Origin of the sequence: Streptomyces sp. NPDC089424 (assembly GCF_044749345.1) — a bacterium.
Lineage (GTDB): Bacteria > Actinomycetota > Actinomycetes > Streptomycetales > Streptomycetaceae > Streptomyces.
In genome coordinates this window covers 115,704-132,073 of sequence record NZ_JBIVHU010000001.1, presented here as the reverse complement: position 1 = coordinate 132,073, position 16,370 = coordinate 115,704, and the positions used below count along the sequence as shown (strand labels likewise).

10 protein-coding genes and 1 pseudogene are annotated in these 16,370 nt (G+C 73.4%); all 11 read right to left on the bottom strand.

The genetic code is table 11. The features are described from left to right. Positions 1 to 21 precede the first annotated feature (21 nt). Positions 22 to 2,406: a glycoside hydrolase family 65 protein gene (locus tag ACIP2X_RS00590; protein WP_401665554.1), complete on the bottom strand. Its 2,385-nt coding sequence runs from the start codon at positions 2,404 to 2,406 to the stop codon at positions 22 to 24. Next, positions 2,403 to 3,149 carry a beta-phosphoglucomutase family hydrolase gene (locus ACIP2X_RS00585; protein WP_401665551.1) on the bottom strand — a complete coding sequence of 249 codons (747 nt, stop codon included), beginning with the start codon at positions 3,147 to 3,149 and terminating at the stop codon, positions 2,403 to 2,405. Before ACIP2X_RS00585 ends, ACIP2X_RS00590 begins: the two co-directional genes overlap by 4 nt. A 3-nt stretch (positions 3,150 to 3,152) precedes the next feature. Beyond that, positions 3,153 to 4,631, bottom strand: coding sequence for a glucose-6-phosphate dehydrogenase (gene zwf, locus ACIP2X_RS00580; protein WP_401665548.1), 1,479 nt, complete (start codon positions 4,629 to 4,631; stop codon positions 3,153 to 3,155). Positions 4,632 to 5,246: 615 nt separating this feature from the next. Next, positions 5,247 to 7,019, bottom strand: a pseudogene (locus tag ACIP2X_RS00575) (SWIM zinc finger family protein); the annotation flags it as partial. 623 nt (positions 7,020 to 7,642) lie between these two features. After that, positions 7,643 to 10,459: a DEAD/DEAH box helicase gene (locus ACIP2X_RS00570; RefSeq protein ID WP_401665545.1), complete on the bottom strand. Its 2,817-nt coding sequence runs from the start codon at positions 10,457 to 10,459 to the stop codon at positions 7,643 to 7,645. A 177-nt stretch (positions 10,460 to 10,636) separates the two neighbouring features. Further along, positions 10,637 to 11,230, bottom strand: a complete 594-nt coding sequence (locus ACIP2X_RS00565; RefSeq protein WP_401665542.1) for a sugar kinase — start codon at positions 11,228 to 11,230, stop codon at positions 10,637 to 10,639. Beyond that, positions 11,227 to 12,411: an ROK family glucokinase gene (locus ACIP2X_RS00560; protein ID WP_401665539.1), complete on the bottom strand. Its 1,185-nt coding sequence runs from the start codon at positions 12,409 to 12,411 to the stop codon at positions 11,227 to 11,229. Before ACIP2X_RS00560 ends, ACIP2X_RS00565 begins: the two co-directional genes overlap by 4 nt. Before the next feature lie 133 nt (positions 12,412 to 12,544). Beyond that, a complete protein-coding gene (locus tag ACIP2X_RS00555; RefSeq protein WP_401665536.1) occupies positions 12,545 to 13,336 on the bottom strand; it encodes an ATP-binding cassette domain-containing protein in 792 nt (263 codons plus the stop codon). Further along, the gene (locus tag ACIP2X_RS00550) at positions 13,333 to 14,361 is read right to left on the bottom strand and encodes an ABC transporter permease (protein ID WP_401665533.1); all 1,029 of its coding nucleotides are present in this window, start codon (positions 14,359 to 14,361) and stop codon (positions 13,333 to 13,335) included. Before ACIP2X_RS00550 ends, ACIP2X_RS00555 begins: the two co-directional genes overlap by 4 nt. Continuing rightward, positions 14,358 to 15,329 carry a sugar ABC transporter substrate-binding protein gene (locus ACIP2X_RS00545; protein ID WP_401668760.1) on the bottom strand — a complete coding sequence of 324 codons (972 nt, stop codon included), beginning with the start codon at positions 15,327 to 15,329 and terminating at the stop codon, positions 14,358 to 14,360. The genes ACIP2X_RS00550 and ACIP2X_RS00545 overlap by 4 nt, the downstream gene beginning before the upstream one ends. 212 nt (positions 15,330 to 15,541) lie before the next feature. After that, positions 15,542 to 16,279 (bottom strand): GntR family transcriptional regulator, encoded by a 738-nt coding sequence (locus ACIP2X_RS00540; protein ID WP_401668758.1) that lies wholly within the window; start codon positions 16,277 to 16,279, stop codon positions 15,542 to 15,544. Positions 16,280 to 16,370: the final 91 nt, after the last annotated feature.

The window sequence follows — 16,370 nt, the reverse complement described above, 5'->3', positions numbered from 1 at the left end:
CTGGGCTGATTCTGCGGTGACTTAAGGGTGAACGGCGTCCCCCGGCGCGCAGGAGAGCGGCTCCCGTCCCCGCGGCTGCCGCGGCTCCGGATGGGTGGGGGCGGGCGGCACGGCGTGACCGATCGGTTCACCGGCGGTGACGGTGAACCGTTCGCCGTGGTGCAGGAGGTCCAGGGGCTCGCCCTCCAGGAGGACGTAGCGTGCCTCGTCGCCGAGGATCTCGACGCGCAGCCTGCGGCCACGGATCAGCACGGTGAAGGCGAGCCGGGTCAGCGCCTCGGGGAGGCGGGGCGCGAAGCCCACCAGCGGTTCGCCGGCGCCCGCGCCGCCGTACTGGCGCATGCCTCCGAGGCCCACGACGAGCGCGACCCACGTGCCCGCGAGGGAGGCGATGTGCAGACCGTCACGGGTGTTGTGCTCCAGGTCCTCCAGGTCCATGAGGGCGGCCTCGCCCAGGTAGTCCCAGGCGAGCCGGAGATGTCCGGTCTCGGCCGCCAGGACGGCCTGGCAGCAGGCGGAGAGGGAGGAGTCGCGGACGGTGAGGGCCTCGTAGTAGGCGAAGTTGCGGGCCTTCTCGTCCTTGGTGAACGCGTCGGGGCAGGTCATCATGGCCAGGACGAGATCGGCCTGTTTGACGACCTGCTTGCGGTAGAGGTCGAAGTACGGGAAGTGCAGCAGCAGGGGGTACTGCTCCGGCGTCGTGGCCTCGAAGTCCCAGCGTGCCAGGGTGGTGAAGCCCGCCGACTGCTCGTGCACACCGAGCTCTTCGTTGTACGGCACGGCCATCCGGTCCGCCGCTTCCTGCCAGGCGGCGGCCTCCTCGCCGGTGGCCCCCAGATCCGCGGCCTCCTCGGTGAACCGGAGCACGCAGGCCGCGGCCGCCCGCAGGTTCCGGCGGGCCATCAGGTTCGTGTAGAGGTTGTCGCGGGCGATGGCGCTGTACTCGTCCGGCCCCGTCACGCCGTCGACGTGGAAGACGCCCTCGGCGTCCGTACGGCCCAGCGAGTGCCACAACCGGGCGGTGTGCACGAGGAGTTCGATGCCCGGCCCGCGCTCGAACTCCTCGTCGCCCGTCGCGGCCACGTACCGCACCACCGCGTCGGCGATGTCCGCGTCGACGTGGAACGCGGCCGTACCGGCGGGCCAGTAGGCGGAGCACTCGGCGCCGCTGATGGTGCGCCAGGGGAACGCGGCGCCGGCCAGGCCGAGCTGGCGGGCCCGCTCCAGCGCCTCGGGCAGCATCTCGTGCCGCCAGCGCAGGGCCGACGCCACGGTGTCCGGAGCGGTGTAGCTGAGGACGGGCAGCACGAAGGACTCCGTGTCCCAGAACGCGTGCCCGTCGTAGCCGGTGCCGGTCAGGCCCTTGGCCGGTACGGCGCGGCGCTCGGCGCGCGCCGCCGCCTGGAGCACGTGGAAGAGGGCGAAGCGGACGGCCTGCTGGATCTTCCGGTCGCCCTCCACCTCGACGTCCGCCCGGGACCAGAAGTCGTCCAGGTACGCGCGCTGTTCGGTGAGCAGGCCCTCCCATCCGGAGCTGCGGGCGGCGGCGACCGCGCCCTCCACCTGATCCCGTACGGCGGGCAGCGACCGCTGCGCCGACCAGCCGTACGCCACGAACTTCACGAGCCGCAGCCGCTGTCCGGGGGCCAGCGTGGCCGTGACGGTGAAGCGGCTGACGTCGGGCTCGCTCTCCGCCGACCAGGACGTGCCCTCGGGCCCCTCCACGATGTGGTCGGCCGCGACGCCCAGCCGCTGGCCGCTGTGGCCGGTGCAGTGCAGCAGGCGCAGCCGGGTGTCCTGCGCGAAGTCCTCCTCCGCGCGCAGCGGTGTGTCGATCACGGCGGAGACCCGGGGGTCGCCGGAGGTGCGCGGGAGCTGTTCGTTGGCCACCAGCTCCGACTGGACGGCCACGGTGATGGCGGTGTCGAGCGGCTCCACCACGTACTCCACGGCGGCGATCGACCGCTGGGTGAAGGAGACCAGGCGCCGGGAGACCACGCGGGCCCCCGTCCCGGCGGGGCTGATCCAGTCGACGGTGCGGCTCAGCACACCGGTGCGGAAGTCCAGCACGCGCTCGTGGGCGACGAGTTCGCCGTAACGCAGGTCGAACGGCTCGTCGTCGACGAGCAGTCGGACGATCTTGCCGTCGGTGACGTTGACGGCCGTCTCGCCGGACTCCGGGTAGCCGTAGCCGGACTCCCCGTACGGCAGCGGGTGCACCTCGTGCACGCCGTTCAGGTAGGCGCCGGGCAGCCCGTGCGGTTCGCCCTCGTCGAGGTTGCCGCGCCAGCCGATGTGCCCGTTGGCCAGGGCGAAGACGGACTCGCTCTGGGCGAGGACCTCAAGGCTCAGCTCGGTCTCGCGCAGCAGCCAGGGCTCGCAGGCGAACGACGGGTGGCTGATCACCGCTGCTCCTCGAGAAGTTGGGCGAGGTCGGTCACGACGAGGTCCGCCCCGTGCCGGCGCAGTTCCGCGCTCTGGCCGACCCGGTCGACGCCGACGACGACGCCGAAGTGCCCGGCGTGGCCCGCCTCCACGCCGGCCAGGGCGTCCTCGAAGACCGCCGCCTCGGCGGGCTCCACGCCGAGGAGCCGGGCGCCGGCGAGATAGGTGTCGGGAGCGGGTTTGCCGCGCAGGCCCTGCTCGCGCCGGGTGATGCCGTCCACGCGCTCCTCGAGGAGGTCCTCGATGCCGGCCGCGACGAGGACGTCGTGGCAGTTGGCGCTGGAGGAGACGACCGCGCGCCGCAGACCGGCGTCCCGGGCCGCCCGCAGATAGGCCACCGAGCCCTCGTAGGGCTCGACGCCCTGTTCGCGGATCAGACGGAGCACCAGCTCGTTCTTGCGGTTGCCCACGCCGTGCACGGTCTCGCTGTCGGGGCCGTCCTCGGGCGTGCCTTCGGGCAGTTCGACGCCGCGCGACGCGAGAAAGGTGCGGACGCCGTCCTCGCGGGGGCGGCCGTCCACGTAGTCGTCGTAGTCCTCGCCTGCGTCGAAGGGCACGAAGGCGGTGCCGTCCCGGTCGGCGCGGCGGCGCAGGAAGGCGTCGAACGTCTCCTTCCAGGCGGCGGCGTGGACCTTCGCGGTCTGCGTCAGCACACCGTCGAGGTCGAACAGACAGGCTCGGATGTGATCGGGAAGGCCCAGCACGACTCACCGTCCGTCCGGCAGATACCACTGGTGGGGCCGCACGAGCCGGTGGATGCCCTCCGGCCCCCAGGACCCCCTGGCGTAGGGCTCCACCGGCGGCGGGTCCTTCAGCAGGGGCTCGGCGACCTCCCACAGTCGGGCGATGCCCTCGGCGCTGGTGAACAGCGACTGGTCGCCCAGCATGGCCTCCAGGATCAGGTGCTCGTAGGCCTCCAGGGCGTGGTCCTGGACGAAGGAGCCCGCGTAGTCGAAGACCATCTCGGTCTGTCCGAGGCGCATTTCGGGGCCGGGTTCCTTGGCCAGGAAGCGTGTGGTGATGCTGCCGGGGTCGTCGAAGTCGATCGCGAGCGAGTTACGCCCGGAGGCCGTGCTGTCGTCGTGGACGTCCGCCGGGAACATCCGCAGGGGTGGTTGGCGGAAGGTGAGGGTCACCATGTGCCGGCCCTCGGCCAGCGCCTTGCCCGAGCGGAGGTAGAAGGGCACCCCTGCCCAGCGCCAGTTGTCGATGTCGACGCGGAGCGCGGCGAAGGTCTCGGTGTCGGAGGCGGGGGCCACTCCCTGCTCGTTCCGGTAGCCCTCGTACTGGCCGCGCACCACGTGCGCCGGGTCCAGGGGCCGCAACGAGCGGAAGACCTTGTCCTTCTCCTCCCGCAGGGAGCGTGCGTCGAGTGCCGCCGGGGGTTCCATCGCGACGAAGCCGAGGAGCTGGAAGAGATGGGTGACGATCATGTCGCGGAAGGTGCCGGTGCCCTCGAAGAACCGGGCGCGGCCCTGGATGTCGATGGCCTCCGGCACGTCGATCTGGACATGGCTGATGTGGTCGCGGTTCCAGATCGGCTCGAACAGCCCGTTGGCGAAGCGCAGGGCGAGGATGTTGTCGACGGACTCCTTGCCGAGGAAGTGGTCGATGCGGAAGACGCGGGACTCGTCGAAGACGGCGTGCAGGGTGTCGTTGAGGGCGCGGGCCGAGGCGAGGTCCGTGCCGAAGGGCTTCTCCACGATGACCCGGGCGTTCTCGGCCAGCCCGGACGTGCCGAGCATCGTGACGACGGATCCGAACGCGACCGGCGGCACGGCGAGGTGGAACAGCCGGCGGGGGGTGCCGCCGAGGGCACGCTCGGCCTTCCGCACGGCGGCCATGAGGGGGCCCGTCTCGCCGGGGTCGGCGGCCCCGTAGGTCAGCGTCTGCTCGAACGCCTCCCACTCGGGCCCCTCGGGCGCCGCCCGGCTGAACTGGGCGACGGCCTGGCGGGCGTGCTCGCGGAACTCGGCGTCGCCGAAGGAGTCGGCGGCGGGTGAGGTGCCGACGACGCGGTACCGTGCGGGCAGCAGTTTGGCCTTCGCCAGATGGAACAGACCGGGCAGCAGCTTGCGCCGCGCCAGGTCGCCGGTCGCCCCGCAGATGACGACGACAAGCGCTTCGGGGACCCGGCCGGCCGGGGCGGAGGGGTCGGCGGCGTCGTGCTGGTCGTCTGTGGCCATCGTGTGCTTCCCCGTCCTCGCCGACGCAACGTCCTGCACAGCACGCTAGCGGCGATGACGGCACCCGGCTGAACGGGAATGCTCCAGGTGGGGGGTGGGGGGGTGCGCTCAAGGTGAGGCGTTCACCGGGGTGGGCGGCGGACTCGGGGTGAGGCGTTCACCGGGGTGGGCGGCGGGCTCGGGGTGAGGCGTTCACCGGGGTGGGGGGGTGGTCGTCGGCGGGGGCGGGGGCCGGGGCGGCGTCGGTCGTCGGTGGGGCATCGGCCCCCCGGGCTTGGTTAGGCCTGGGGCTGATGGCCGCGGCGGGGCCGGCGGCGGGGCCGGGGCGGCGTCGGTCGTCGGTGGGGCGTCGGCCCCAGGCTTGGTTCGGCCAGGGGCTGATGGCCGCGGCGGGGCCGGCGGCGGGGGCGTGGGCCGGGGCGGCGGCGGTCGTCGGTGGGGCGTCGGCCCCCCCGGGCCGGGATTGGCCTCGGGTTGATGGCCGGGCGGGGGGCTTCGGGTGGGGTCGGGGCGTGGCCGCCGGGCGGGAGTGCGGTGTCCGGATCCGTGGGGGCGGCGACGGGACCCCGTCGGGGACCTGAGGTCGGCTCGACGGCGGACGGGACGGAGCGTGGCTCAGAGGTCGTCCGAGCCGCCCAGGCCCGTGAGGGCGCCGACCGGGTCGGGGTCGGGCGTGCCTCGGGGCCACCAGTCGTCCTGGCCCGGCTCCGACTCGTAGGCGTACCAGAGGCCCTCGCGGCCGAGGCGGAGCTGGACGTGGCCGTTCGGGTGGGTGAGGCGGTTGCGCGAGGGGCGGAAGGCGGGCAGGTCGGCGGCGAGGAGCAGCGGGCGGGCGCGGTCGAAACGGCCGGCCGGCGGGTCCCAGGGCTCTTCGAGGACGGCGAGACCGTCGAGCCCGCCCTGCCGCCAGGCGGCGACCGCACGGGCCAGCTCGGCCGGTGTGCGGCCCACCGCCGAGGCGAGGGAGGAGTACAGGGCGCGGGTGCCGAGGGTGAGGCCGGATCCCGGGCGGGCCGCCGCGAGCCGCACCGCGTCCTGCCACGGCGTCAGCTCCGCCACCGGATCGCGGCCGGTGAGCAGCAACGCGTGGGCGCGGGCCGCGGCGTCCGTGGCCAGGTGGTCCAGCGCGAAGGGATCCGGGCCGCCCGGGGCTCCCGGGTACACCGGCGGCTGCTCGGGGTGCGGCGGGACGGGCAACGGGCGCGGCAGCGGAGGGAGTTCGCGCCGGGCCAGCGCGTCGGTGGCCCGGACGCCCGGCGGCGCGGCCGGTTCCTTCTCCTGGGCGGCGCGGGCCGCCCGGGTCGCGTTGCGCCGGGAGAGGGCGTCGAGCACCTCGCGCTCGCCCCGCCCGCGCAGCAGAAGCAGCACGAAGGGGTCGGCGTCGAGCAGACGCGCGGTCTGGTAGCACAGCGCGGCGGCGTGCTTGCAGGGGTGACCGCGATCGGGGCAACTGCACCGCGGGTCCAGATCACCGGCGGCGGGCAGCAGCGGCACCTCGCCGTCCGCCAGCGCCTCGGGCATCTCCTTGTCCAGCAACGCGGCGATGTGGCCGGGGCGGTCGGCGGCGGCGTCCAGGAACCGCTCCCAGTCCGCGTCCTGCAACGTCCGCAGCCGCACCTGCACCCGGTACGGCCGCGGGCGGCTGCCGCGGACGTAGGCCAGGACTAGGCCCGGGGTCACCGTGATGGCGTCCACCCGGCCCTGCTGGGCGTAGCCGCGCCCCCGCGCCAGCCGCTCGACGTCCAGCGCGCCCCGTTCCAGTGCGGTGATCCAGGCGTTGCCCCACCAGGTCTCGGCGAGGGACGTGTCGTCGCCGGACGTGCGGGGCGGGAACGCGGGGAAGGTACGGCGCAGGTCACCGTCACGATGCGGGGACGCCATGGAGCGGGGGGCCTGCGGGGGCGCGGCACCTTGAGCGGCGTGCTCCGAGGGCAGGTCGAGGCGTGAGCCCGAGGTGGGGTCACCCTGGGGCGGACGCGCGGCGGAGGGTCGCTCGAAGGCGGGTCGCTCGGACGAGGTCGTCGGCCGAGGGCCGTCATCGGGGGTGTGCCGCTCGTCGGACGCGTCCTGCGGGACCGCACTCTCGAAGGCGTCGGCGAACAACTCCCCCACCGCACGCGGGCGGCGCGACCGATCCGCCGGGCGGCGGGGGGTACTCCGGCGCACCGGCTCGACGCCCGTCGTCCCGACGTCCTCCCGCGCCTGCCGCGCGGCCCGCAACGCGTCCCTCGCGACGTCCGCGGGCCGACCAGCCGAGGCATCGCCGACCAGCACCTCGCCGGACTCACCGGAGCCACGGCCCTCCCCCGGAGCGCCTGACCGCGAGGGCGGCTCCCCCGGGACACCGGAACGCGCGGCCTCCCCCGGCCCGCCGGAATTAGAACCCGCACCCGAAGCGCCGGAACCCGAGGCCTTGCGCCCGGCACCGGAACCCGAGGCCTCACCCGGCCCGCCGGAACCAGAACCCGCACCCGAAGCGCCGGTACCCGAAGCCTTGCGCCCGGCACCGGAACCCGAGGCCTCACCCGGGCCACCGGAGCCCGAAACCTCGCCCGAAGGACCGGAACCCCAAGCCTTGCGCCCGGCACCGGAACGCGAGCCATCACCCGGCCCGCCAGAGCCCGAAACCTCCCCCGAAGCACCAGAAACCGAGGCCTTGCGCCCGGCACCGGAACCCGAGGCCTCACCCGGGCCGCCGGAGGCCGGGAGCCCGTAGTCCGGTGGTCCGCCCGGCAACGGATGGCCCGCCCCGCTCCCCGGGTCCTCGGACTCGGCGACCGTCCGCCGCGCCGAGGCCGCGCGTCTGAGTGCTTCACGGGCCGCGTCGCCCGGCCGGGACTCGCGGGCGGCGGAAGGGCGGGCGGCGTCGCTCCGCGCAGGGCCGGACTCGGCGGCGGGTTCGCCGGGGAGGTGCCGCGCGGCCCGCAGAGCCCGCCGCGCCGCGTCCGCGGGCCGCGTCCCCGTCTCCGGAGCCGGCTCACCCGAGTCACCCGGCGGCCGCCCCTCCCCCGTCACGACGCCCTCCGCAGTGACACGAGGTCGGACAGCTCACGGTCCGTCAGTTCCGTCAGTGCCGCCTCTCCGGAGCCGAGGATCGCGTCGGCGAGGGCGCGCTTGGCCTCCAGCATCTCGGCGATGCGGTCCTCCACCGTGCCCTCGGTGATGAGGCGGTGGACCTGCACGGGCTGCGTCTGGCCGATGCGGTAGGCACGGTCGGTGGCCTGCTCCTCGACCGCCGGGTTCCACCAGCGGTCGAAGTGGACGACATGCCCCGCGCGCGTGAGGTTCAGCCCGGTGCCCGCGGCCTTGAGGGACAGGACCAGCACCGGGGTGGCGCCGTCCTGGAAACGGTCCACCATGCGCTCGCGCTCGGGCACGGGAGTGCCGCCGTGCAGGAGGTCGACCGGGACCGCGCGAGCGGCCAGGTGAGCGGTGATCAGGCGGGCCATGCCGACGTACTGCGTGAAGACCAGCGCCGAACCGTCCTCCGCCAGCAGCGTGTCCAGCAGCTCGTCGAGCAGGGCGAGCTTGCCGGAGCGGGCGGCGAGCCGGTCACCGCCGTGGGGGCCGTGCTCCTCCTTGAGGTAGAGCGCCGGGTGGTCGCAGATCTGCTTGAGCGAGGTCAGCAGCTTGAGCACCAGGCCGCGCCGCGCGATCCCCTCCGCCGTCTCGATCGCGAGCAGCGACTCCCGCACCACCGCCTCGTACAGCGCGCCCTGCTCCCGGGTGAGCGGCACCGGGTGGTCGGTCTCCGTCTTGGGCGGCAGCTCCGGGACGATGCCGGGGTCGGACTTCCTGCGGCGCAGCAGGAACGGGCGGACGAGGCGGGCGAGCCGGGCCACCGCCTCCTCGTCCTCGCCGTTCTCCACCGCGCGGGCGTGCCGGGCACGGAAGGACTTCAGCGGGCCCAGCAGACCGGGTGTCGTCCAGTCCAGCAGCGCCCACAGCTCGGAGAGGTTGTTCTCGACGGGGGTGCCGGTGAGGGCGACGCGGGCGGGCGTCGGGATCGTGCGCAGGGCCTTCGCCGTCGCCGAGTACGGGTTCTTGACGTGCTGGGCCTCGTCGGCGACGACCATGCCCCACTTCTGCTGGGCCAGCGTCGCCGCCGCCGATCGCATGGTGCCGTACGTGGTGAGGACGAAGCCGCCGTCGAGGCCGGTCAGGGTGCGCTCGGTTCCGTGGTGGCGGCGCACGGGGACGCCGGGGGCGAAGCGCTCTATCTCGCGCTGCCAGTTGCCCAGCAGGGAGGCCGGGCAGACCACCAGCGTGGGTTCGGTGCGGGCCCGCTTGAGGTGGAGGGCGATGACGGTGATCGTCTTGCCGAGTCCCATGTCGTCGGCGAGGCAGGCGCCGAGGCCGAGGGAGGTCATCAGGTCGAGCCAGGCCAGGCCCCGCAGCTGGTAGTCGCGCAGGGTGGCCCGGAGTCCGGCGGGCGCCTCGGCGGGCCCGATCCCGGCGGTGAGGCGGTCCCGCAGGGCGGCGAGCGCGCCGACCGGCACCGCCTCGACCTGCTCGCCGTCGACCTCCGCGGTGCCGGTGAGCGCGACGGACAGGGCGTCCACCGGGTCGAGCAGGCCGAGTTCGCGCTTGCGGGCCTTGCGTACGAGTGCGGGGTCGACGAGCACCCACTGGTCCCGCAGGCGCACGACGGGCCGGTGGGCCTCGGCCAGCGCGTCCATCTCGGCCTCGCTCAGCGGCTCCCCGCCGAGCGCCAGCTGCCAGCGGAACTGGAGCAGGTCCTCGCTCTCGAAGAAGCCGGTGCCGTCGGTCGCCGAGCCCGGCGCGGGCCGCACGATCGCGGCCGCCGTCAGGTCGCGCGCGAGGTCCCGGGGCCAGTGCACCGCGACGCCCGCCGCGGCCAGCCGGGCGGCCGCCGCGCCCAGCAGGTCACCGAGCTCGGTCTCGGACAGGGCGAGCACGTCGGGCACGTCCTGCTCGGCGAGCCGGTCCAGCGGCGCCCAGACGCGCGCCGCACGCCGGACCGCGAGCGCGGCGTCCACCCGCGCGCGGGGTCCGAAGGCATCGGCGTCCCCCGCCCACAGCGCCGCCGCGTCGACGACGAGCGTGGGGTCGGCGAGGCTGTGCACCTGGACGATCGCGGCGCCCGCCCGGCGCACCCGGTCGCCGTCGTCGGCGGTGTCGAAGAGGTCGTACGCGGCGAGGTCCAGGCGCAGGGAGATCCGCACGCCCGCGTCCATCCCGGCGGCGACCTCCGCGGCCCACTCCTGGGCGGCGGGCAGGCGCTGCGGAGCGCGGGCCGCGAAGGGCCTGCCGTAGGCGGCAGCGGCGGCGGGGGTGCGCGGCAGGGTGTCCGCGACCGCGTCCAGGAACGCCCGCACCAGCGTCTCCGGCTCGGGCAGCCGCAGCGGGCCCGGACCGGGCAGCGGCACGGCATGCCCTTCGCCGGGCAGCGCGGCGGCCACCGCGCGCAGGTGGGCGATGTCGTCGGGGTCGAGGGGGCCGGCGCGCCAGGCGTCGTGCCCGGTGGGTGTCAGGCCGGGCAGCAGACGGCCCCGGGCGGCGAGCCGCAGGGCGTGCAGGGCCGCCGCGCCCCAGCAGGCCGTGGCGGGGTGGGCGGCCGGGTCGTGCCGGGCCCGGACGAGGAACGGGAGTGCCTGACCCACCGGCAGGGCAAGCGCCGGTGTCTCCTTGCGGCGGACAGCGGCCCCATGGGGTCGTACCACCGTCAGCGGTGTGGAGGTGGCGCCCGGTACGGCCGCCCCGGCCTCGTCGTCCGGGTCCCAGAAGGCCACGCGGCCCTCACGGGGAACCGGCGCGGGAAGGAAGACGGCGGCCAGCCGCACGGGTACGGACACGGATTCGCCCATACGTCTTGCCACCTCCCGCCCACGGATCGGATCAGTCGTCTTCGACTCTACGGGCGGGGTCCGACAATCGGCCCTGCCTGAACGACCAGGGCGGACCGGCGGGCGGGGCCGGTCAGAGCCGGTCGGTCCGGTCATAGCCGGTCGGTCGGGTCGGTCCGGTCTGTCGGGTCGGTCCGGTCAGGGAATCAGCCGCGAGACGACGTAGACCATCGGGTAGGTCGGGTTGCCCGTGTTCACCACGATGTCGTGCGTGGGCCTCGGGTTCTTCTGCTGGTGGACCAGCCCCCAGTTCGCACCGAGCCGGGCGCCCGTGCCCGCGAACCTCCAGCCCGTGACGTGCTGGTCGCGCGCGCCGATGGTGATGTCGCTCTTGATCAGGTCGCTCCGCTCGACGCCCACCTGCTTGAGGAAGGCGTCCAGACCGGCGTGGGTGGTCTGGAACTGCACGTACAGCCGGCTGGTCTTCCAGTTGTTCGTCTCGTACCAGGCGACCTTGTTGGCCGGATGCGGTATCGGCACCTGGTACAGCCTCCGCTGCACCTTGGAGGGCCAGCCCACGGTCAGCCCGCGCGCCGAGTACTTCTCCTCCTTGTCCTTGCCGCTGGCGCGGCTCTGGTTGGCGGAGATCACCAGGTAGCCGGCGGGGATGCCGATCAGCAGCACGATGATGAGCAGGGTCAGCGCCCGGCGGCGGATCACATGGCGGCGGTCCTCGGCCGGCGTCCCGCGCTCCTCGGCCGGGCCGCCCTGCTGCGGCAGCGCGCCCGTCACAGCGACTCCTGACCGCGGCGGGCCTCGGCGTACCGCTCGTAGCGTTCGTAGCGCTCCACCCTGCGCCGTTTGGCGCGCCGGAAGCGGCGGGCCACCAGGCGGGCGAGGTCGGCGGCGCCGACCATGCCGGCCTCGGGGCCGAGCTGGGCGCGGACGATGCGGGCCTCGGGGCGGTAGCCGCGGCCGGTGAGGTGGCGCTTGAAGGCGTCCCGGGCGGGGCCGATGAGCAGGTCGTCGGCGGCCGAGACCCCGCCGCCGATCACGAAGCAGGACGGGTCGAGGGCGGCGGCCAGGTTGGCGATGCCCACGCCGAGCCACTGCCCGATGTCCTGGAGCAGCTCGATGCACATGGCGTCGCCCTCGCGGGCCAGCTCGGTGATGATCGGGCCGGTGATGTCACCGATGCTGCCCTTGACGTGCTCGATGATCCCGTACGCCACCGGCGAGTCGGCGGCGGCCAGCTCGCGCGCCTCGCGGACCAGCGCGTTTCCGGAGCTGTACTGCTCCCAGCAGCCGCGGTTGCCGCACGGGCAGCGGTGGCCGCCGGGTACGACCTGCATGTGCCCGAACTCGCCGGCCACGCCGAACTTGCCGCGCTTGACCTGGCCGTCCTCCAGGATCGCGCCGCCGATGCCGGTGCCCAGCGTGATCATCACGAGGTGGTCCTCGCCGCGGCCGGCGCCGAAGCGCCACTCGGCCCAGGCGGCCGTGTTGGCGTCGTTGTCGACGAGGACGGGAACGGAGAGGCGGCCGGCGAGGCGGTCGCGCAGCGGCTCGTTGCGCCAGGACAGGTGCGGGGCGAACAGGACGCGGTTGCGCTCGGCGTCGACCCAGCCGGCGGCGCCGATGCCGACCGCGTGCACGTCGTGCCGGTCGGACAGGTCCAGGACCAGTTCGACGATGGTGTCCTCGACGACCCGGGGGCTCTTGGACTTGTCCGGGGTCTCCGTGCGGAGCTTCTCCAGGATGTTGCCGTCGGCGTCCACGACACCCGCCATCACCTTGGTGCCGCCGATGTCGATGCCGACGGTGGGCACGCGGGGTGCGGTCAGGTGGGAACGGCGCTCCCGGGTGCCCACGGTGCGCAGCGCTGTCGCGCGCCGTGAGCCGATGGGGGCGCCGCCGGTCACCCGGGCGTTGCTCAGGGCCTTGGGGAAGGCGAGGTCGCGGTAGGTGCTCATCGGGCCCGATTCTGCCTCACCGTGACTCAGGGTGCGGTAAGGGGATCGTCACCTGGCCCCGGGTCGTCCGGCCGCCACGGCCGGTCCGCCGGCCGCGGCGGCTGTTGCCGGCCCTCCCGCGGACCCCGCGCCCTCAGCCCCGCCGGAGTTCGTGGCGGAGGTCGTCGAGCTCGTTTCCGCCTGCCATCTGCCGTGTCAGCTCGTCGAGCGTGATCGAGTCGCCGGTGTGGCTGCCCGCCATGGTGCCGCGCTTCAGCAGCACGAAGCGGTCGCCGACGAGGTACGCGTGATGCGGGTTGTGGGTGATCAACACAACACCCAGACCCTGGTCCCGTGCCGCCGCCACATATTTCAGAACGACCCCGGACTGCTTCACACCGAGCGCCGCCGTCGGTTCGTCCAGGACGAGGACCTTGGCCCCGAAGTGGACGGCCCGCGCGATGGCCACGCACTGGCGCTCACCGCCGGAGAGCGTGCCGATGGGCTGGTCGACGTCGCGCAGATCGATTCCCATGCGCAGGAGTTCGGAGTGGGTGGTGCGGCGCATGAGGTCGACGTCCATGCGCTTGAAGGGGCCGGCGCCCTTGCGGGGCTCGGAGCCGAGGAAGAAGTTGCGCCAGACCGGCATCAGCGGGACGACGGCCAGGTCCTGGTAGACGGTCGCGATCCCGCGGTCCAGGGCGTCGCGGGGCGAGGCGAGCCGGGTCTCCTCGCCGTCGACGCGCAGGGTGCCGCCGTCGTGCTGGTGCAGTCCGGCGATGATCTTGATGAGCGTGGACTTGCCGGCGCCGTTGTCGCCCAGCACGCAGGTGATCTCGCCCGCGCGCACCTCCAAGGAGACGCCTTCGAGGGCGCGGACGTTGCCGTAGTGCTTGCTGACGCCGGACAGCTCCACGAGTGCCGTACGTCGTGCCGCTTGCGTCACTTGGTGGCCTCCGCGCGCTTGCGGACCCAGGCGTTGAGCAGGGTCGCGAGGAGCAGCATCGCTCCGAGGAAGAACTTGAACCAGTCGGGGTTCCACTCGGCGAAGACGATGCCCTTGCTGGTCATCCCGAACAGGAACGCGCCGACCGCAGAGCCGACCGCGCTGCCGTGGCCGCCGGTGATCAGGCAGCCTCCGATGACGGCCGCGATGATGTAGATCAGCTCGTTGCCGACGCCCTCGCCGGACTGGACGACGTCGTACGAGAAGAGCAGGTGCTGGCCGGAGATCCAGGCGCCGAGCGCCACCCCCATGTACAGGCCGATCTTGGTCCGGGTCACCGGGACGCCGACCGCGCGGGCGGCGTCCTGGTTGCCGCCGACCGCGAAGATCCAGTTGCCGGCGCGGGTGCGCAGCAGGATCCAGCTGGCGACGGCGACCAGCGCGAACCACCACAGGATGGTGATCTTGAAGTTGACGCCGCCGAGGGTCAGCGTGGAGGCGAAGACGTCGTGCGCGCTGGGGAAGCCCTCCATGTCGGCGATGGACTTGGTGGAGACCGTGCCGGAGATGAGCTTGGTGAAGCCGAGGTTCAGGCCGGTCAGCATCAGGAAGGTGCCGAGCGTGATGATGAAGCTCGGCAGCTTGGTGCGGGTGAGCATGAAGCCGTTGAAGGCGCCGACGGCGAGGGTGACGAGCAGGGAGACACCGACGCCCACCCAGACGTTCGCCGTCATCTGGAAGCTGAACATCGAGGAGACCAGGGCGGACGACGTCACCATGACGCCCGCCGACAGGTCGAACTCGCCGCCGATCATCAGCAGCGCGACCGGGACCGCCATGATGCCGATCGTCGAGGACGCGTACAGGACCGTGCTCAGGCTCGACGCCTTCAGGAAGCTGTCGGCGGCCAGGGCGAAGAACAGGAAGACGGCGGCGGCTCCGACGACCGAGCCGAGCTCCGGACGGCTGAGCAGCTTCCGCAGCGGAGAGCTGTGCAGAATCCTTTCGTCAGCGAGCGCGGTCATCGGGTGCCCCGCTCGGTGTACTCGGCGAGGGCGTCCGCCTGGTCCTTGGTGATGATCTGCGGCCCGGTGAGCACCGGCTTGCCGCCGCCGAGCACGTCGGCGTTGTACCGGTACAGCCACAGCAGGTCGACCGCCTCGTAGCCCTGGAGGTAGGGCTGCTGGTCGACGGCGAAGCCGAGGGTGCCGTCCTTCAGGCCGGCGGCGACCTTGGCGTTCAGGTCGAAGGTGTCGATCTCGGCGTCGCTGCCCGCGACCTGCTTGGCCTTCACGGCGGTGTCGGCGTACGGGGCGCCGAGGGTCACCACGGCGTCCACCGAGCTGTCCGACTGAAGCTTGGCCTCGATGGCGGACTGCACGTCGGGCATGCTCGTGCCGGTGACGTAGAGGTTCTGCACGGTGCCGTCGAAGGTCTCCTTCAGACCGGCGCAGCGCTGCTCGTGACCGACGTTGCCCTGCTCGTGCAGGATGCACAGCGCCTTCTTGCGGCCGCGTTCGTTCAGCTCCTCGCCGACCGCCTGGCCGGCGACGGTCTCGTCCTGGCCGATGTGCGTGAGCGCGCCGAACTCCTTCGACTCCGCCGAGCCCGAGTTCACGGTGACCACCGGAATCCCCGCCTCGACCGCGCGGGCGACGGCGGCCTTCATCGCGTCGGGCTTGGCGAGGGTGACGATGATGCCGTCGACCTTCTTGTCGACGGCCGCGTCCACCAGCTGCGCCTGCTGCTGCGCCTCGTCGTCGTGGGAGTACAGGAACTTGATGTTGTCCTTGACCGCGGCCTGCTCGGCGCCGCTCTGGACGATGTCCCAGAAGGTGTCCCCGTCGCCCGAGTGGGTGATCATGGCGAAGGTCCAGCGGGGGGTGTTCACCGCGGCCTTCCCCTGCGCGGCGGCGGCCTTGCGGGCGTCCTCGGCGCGCTTGCCGCCCGTGCTGCTGCATCCCGCGAGGGACGCGCAGAGCGCCCCTGCCACCGCGATGCCTACCCAGGTGCGAAACCCGGTCCGAAACCGTGCCACGAGGCCGTGCCCTTCTTGCTGTGTTCTCCGGTAGCCGGAGCCGGTCGTTCCACCGGCCCCAAACGCCCCAGTATCAAACACAGGGAGGGTGTGGTCCGCGCCCGGGGAGCCCGCGGCGGTCGCATTGTCCGGACATTGAGACGAACCTCACCCCGCTAGGGTGGTCCTCAGGGCCGTACGAGCAGCTGGAACTCGAAGGAGTAGCGGCTCGGGCGGTAGGTGTGCGTGCCGTACTCGACCGCACGGCCGGTGTCGTCGAACGTCGTGCGCTGCATGGTCAGCAGCGGGGCGCCCTCGCTCTCGCCGAGCCGCTCGGCCTCGGCGGCGGTGGCGGCCCGGGCGCCGATGGACTGGCGGGCGCTGTGCAGCGTGATCCCGGCCGAGCGCATCAGCCGGTAGAGGCCGGTCGCCTCCAGCTGCCCGGTGTCCAGTTCGAGCAGGCCGCCGGGCAGGTAGTTGCACAGGTACGCCATGGGCTCGCCGTGCGCCAGCCGCAGCCGCTCGACGCGGTGCACGTCGGTGCCCTCGGCGACGCCGAGGGCGGCCGCCGCCTCCGCGGACGCCGGCCCGACGGTGTTGACCAGCACCTTCGTGGCGGGCCGCTGCCCGGCCGCCTCCAGGTCGTCGTAGAGGCTGCTCAGCTCCAGCGGGCGCTTGACCTTGCTGTGCACGACCTGGGTGCCCACCCCCCGGCGGCGGACCAGCAGTCCCTTGTCGACCAGGGACTGGATGGCCTGGCGGACCGTCGGCCGGGACAGACCGAGCCGCGCGGCGAGCTCGATCTCGTTGCCCAGCAGGCTGCCGGGCGTGAGCGTGCCGTGCTCGATGGCGGCCTCCAGCTGCTGGGACAGCTGGAAGTACAGCGGGACGGGCGAGCTGCGGTCCACGCTCAGGTCGAGCTGCACGGTCGGGTCCACGTCTGGTTTCGGCACGGGCCTGAGCGTAGCTCCGTGACGGGTTGACGGGAAGTTGTGTCGTCCGATTGTCCGGACATAA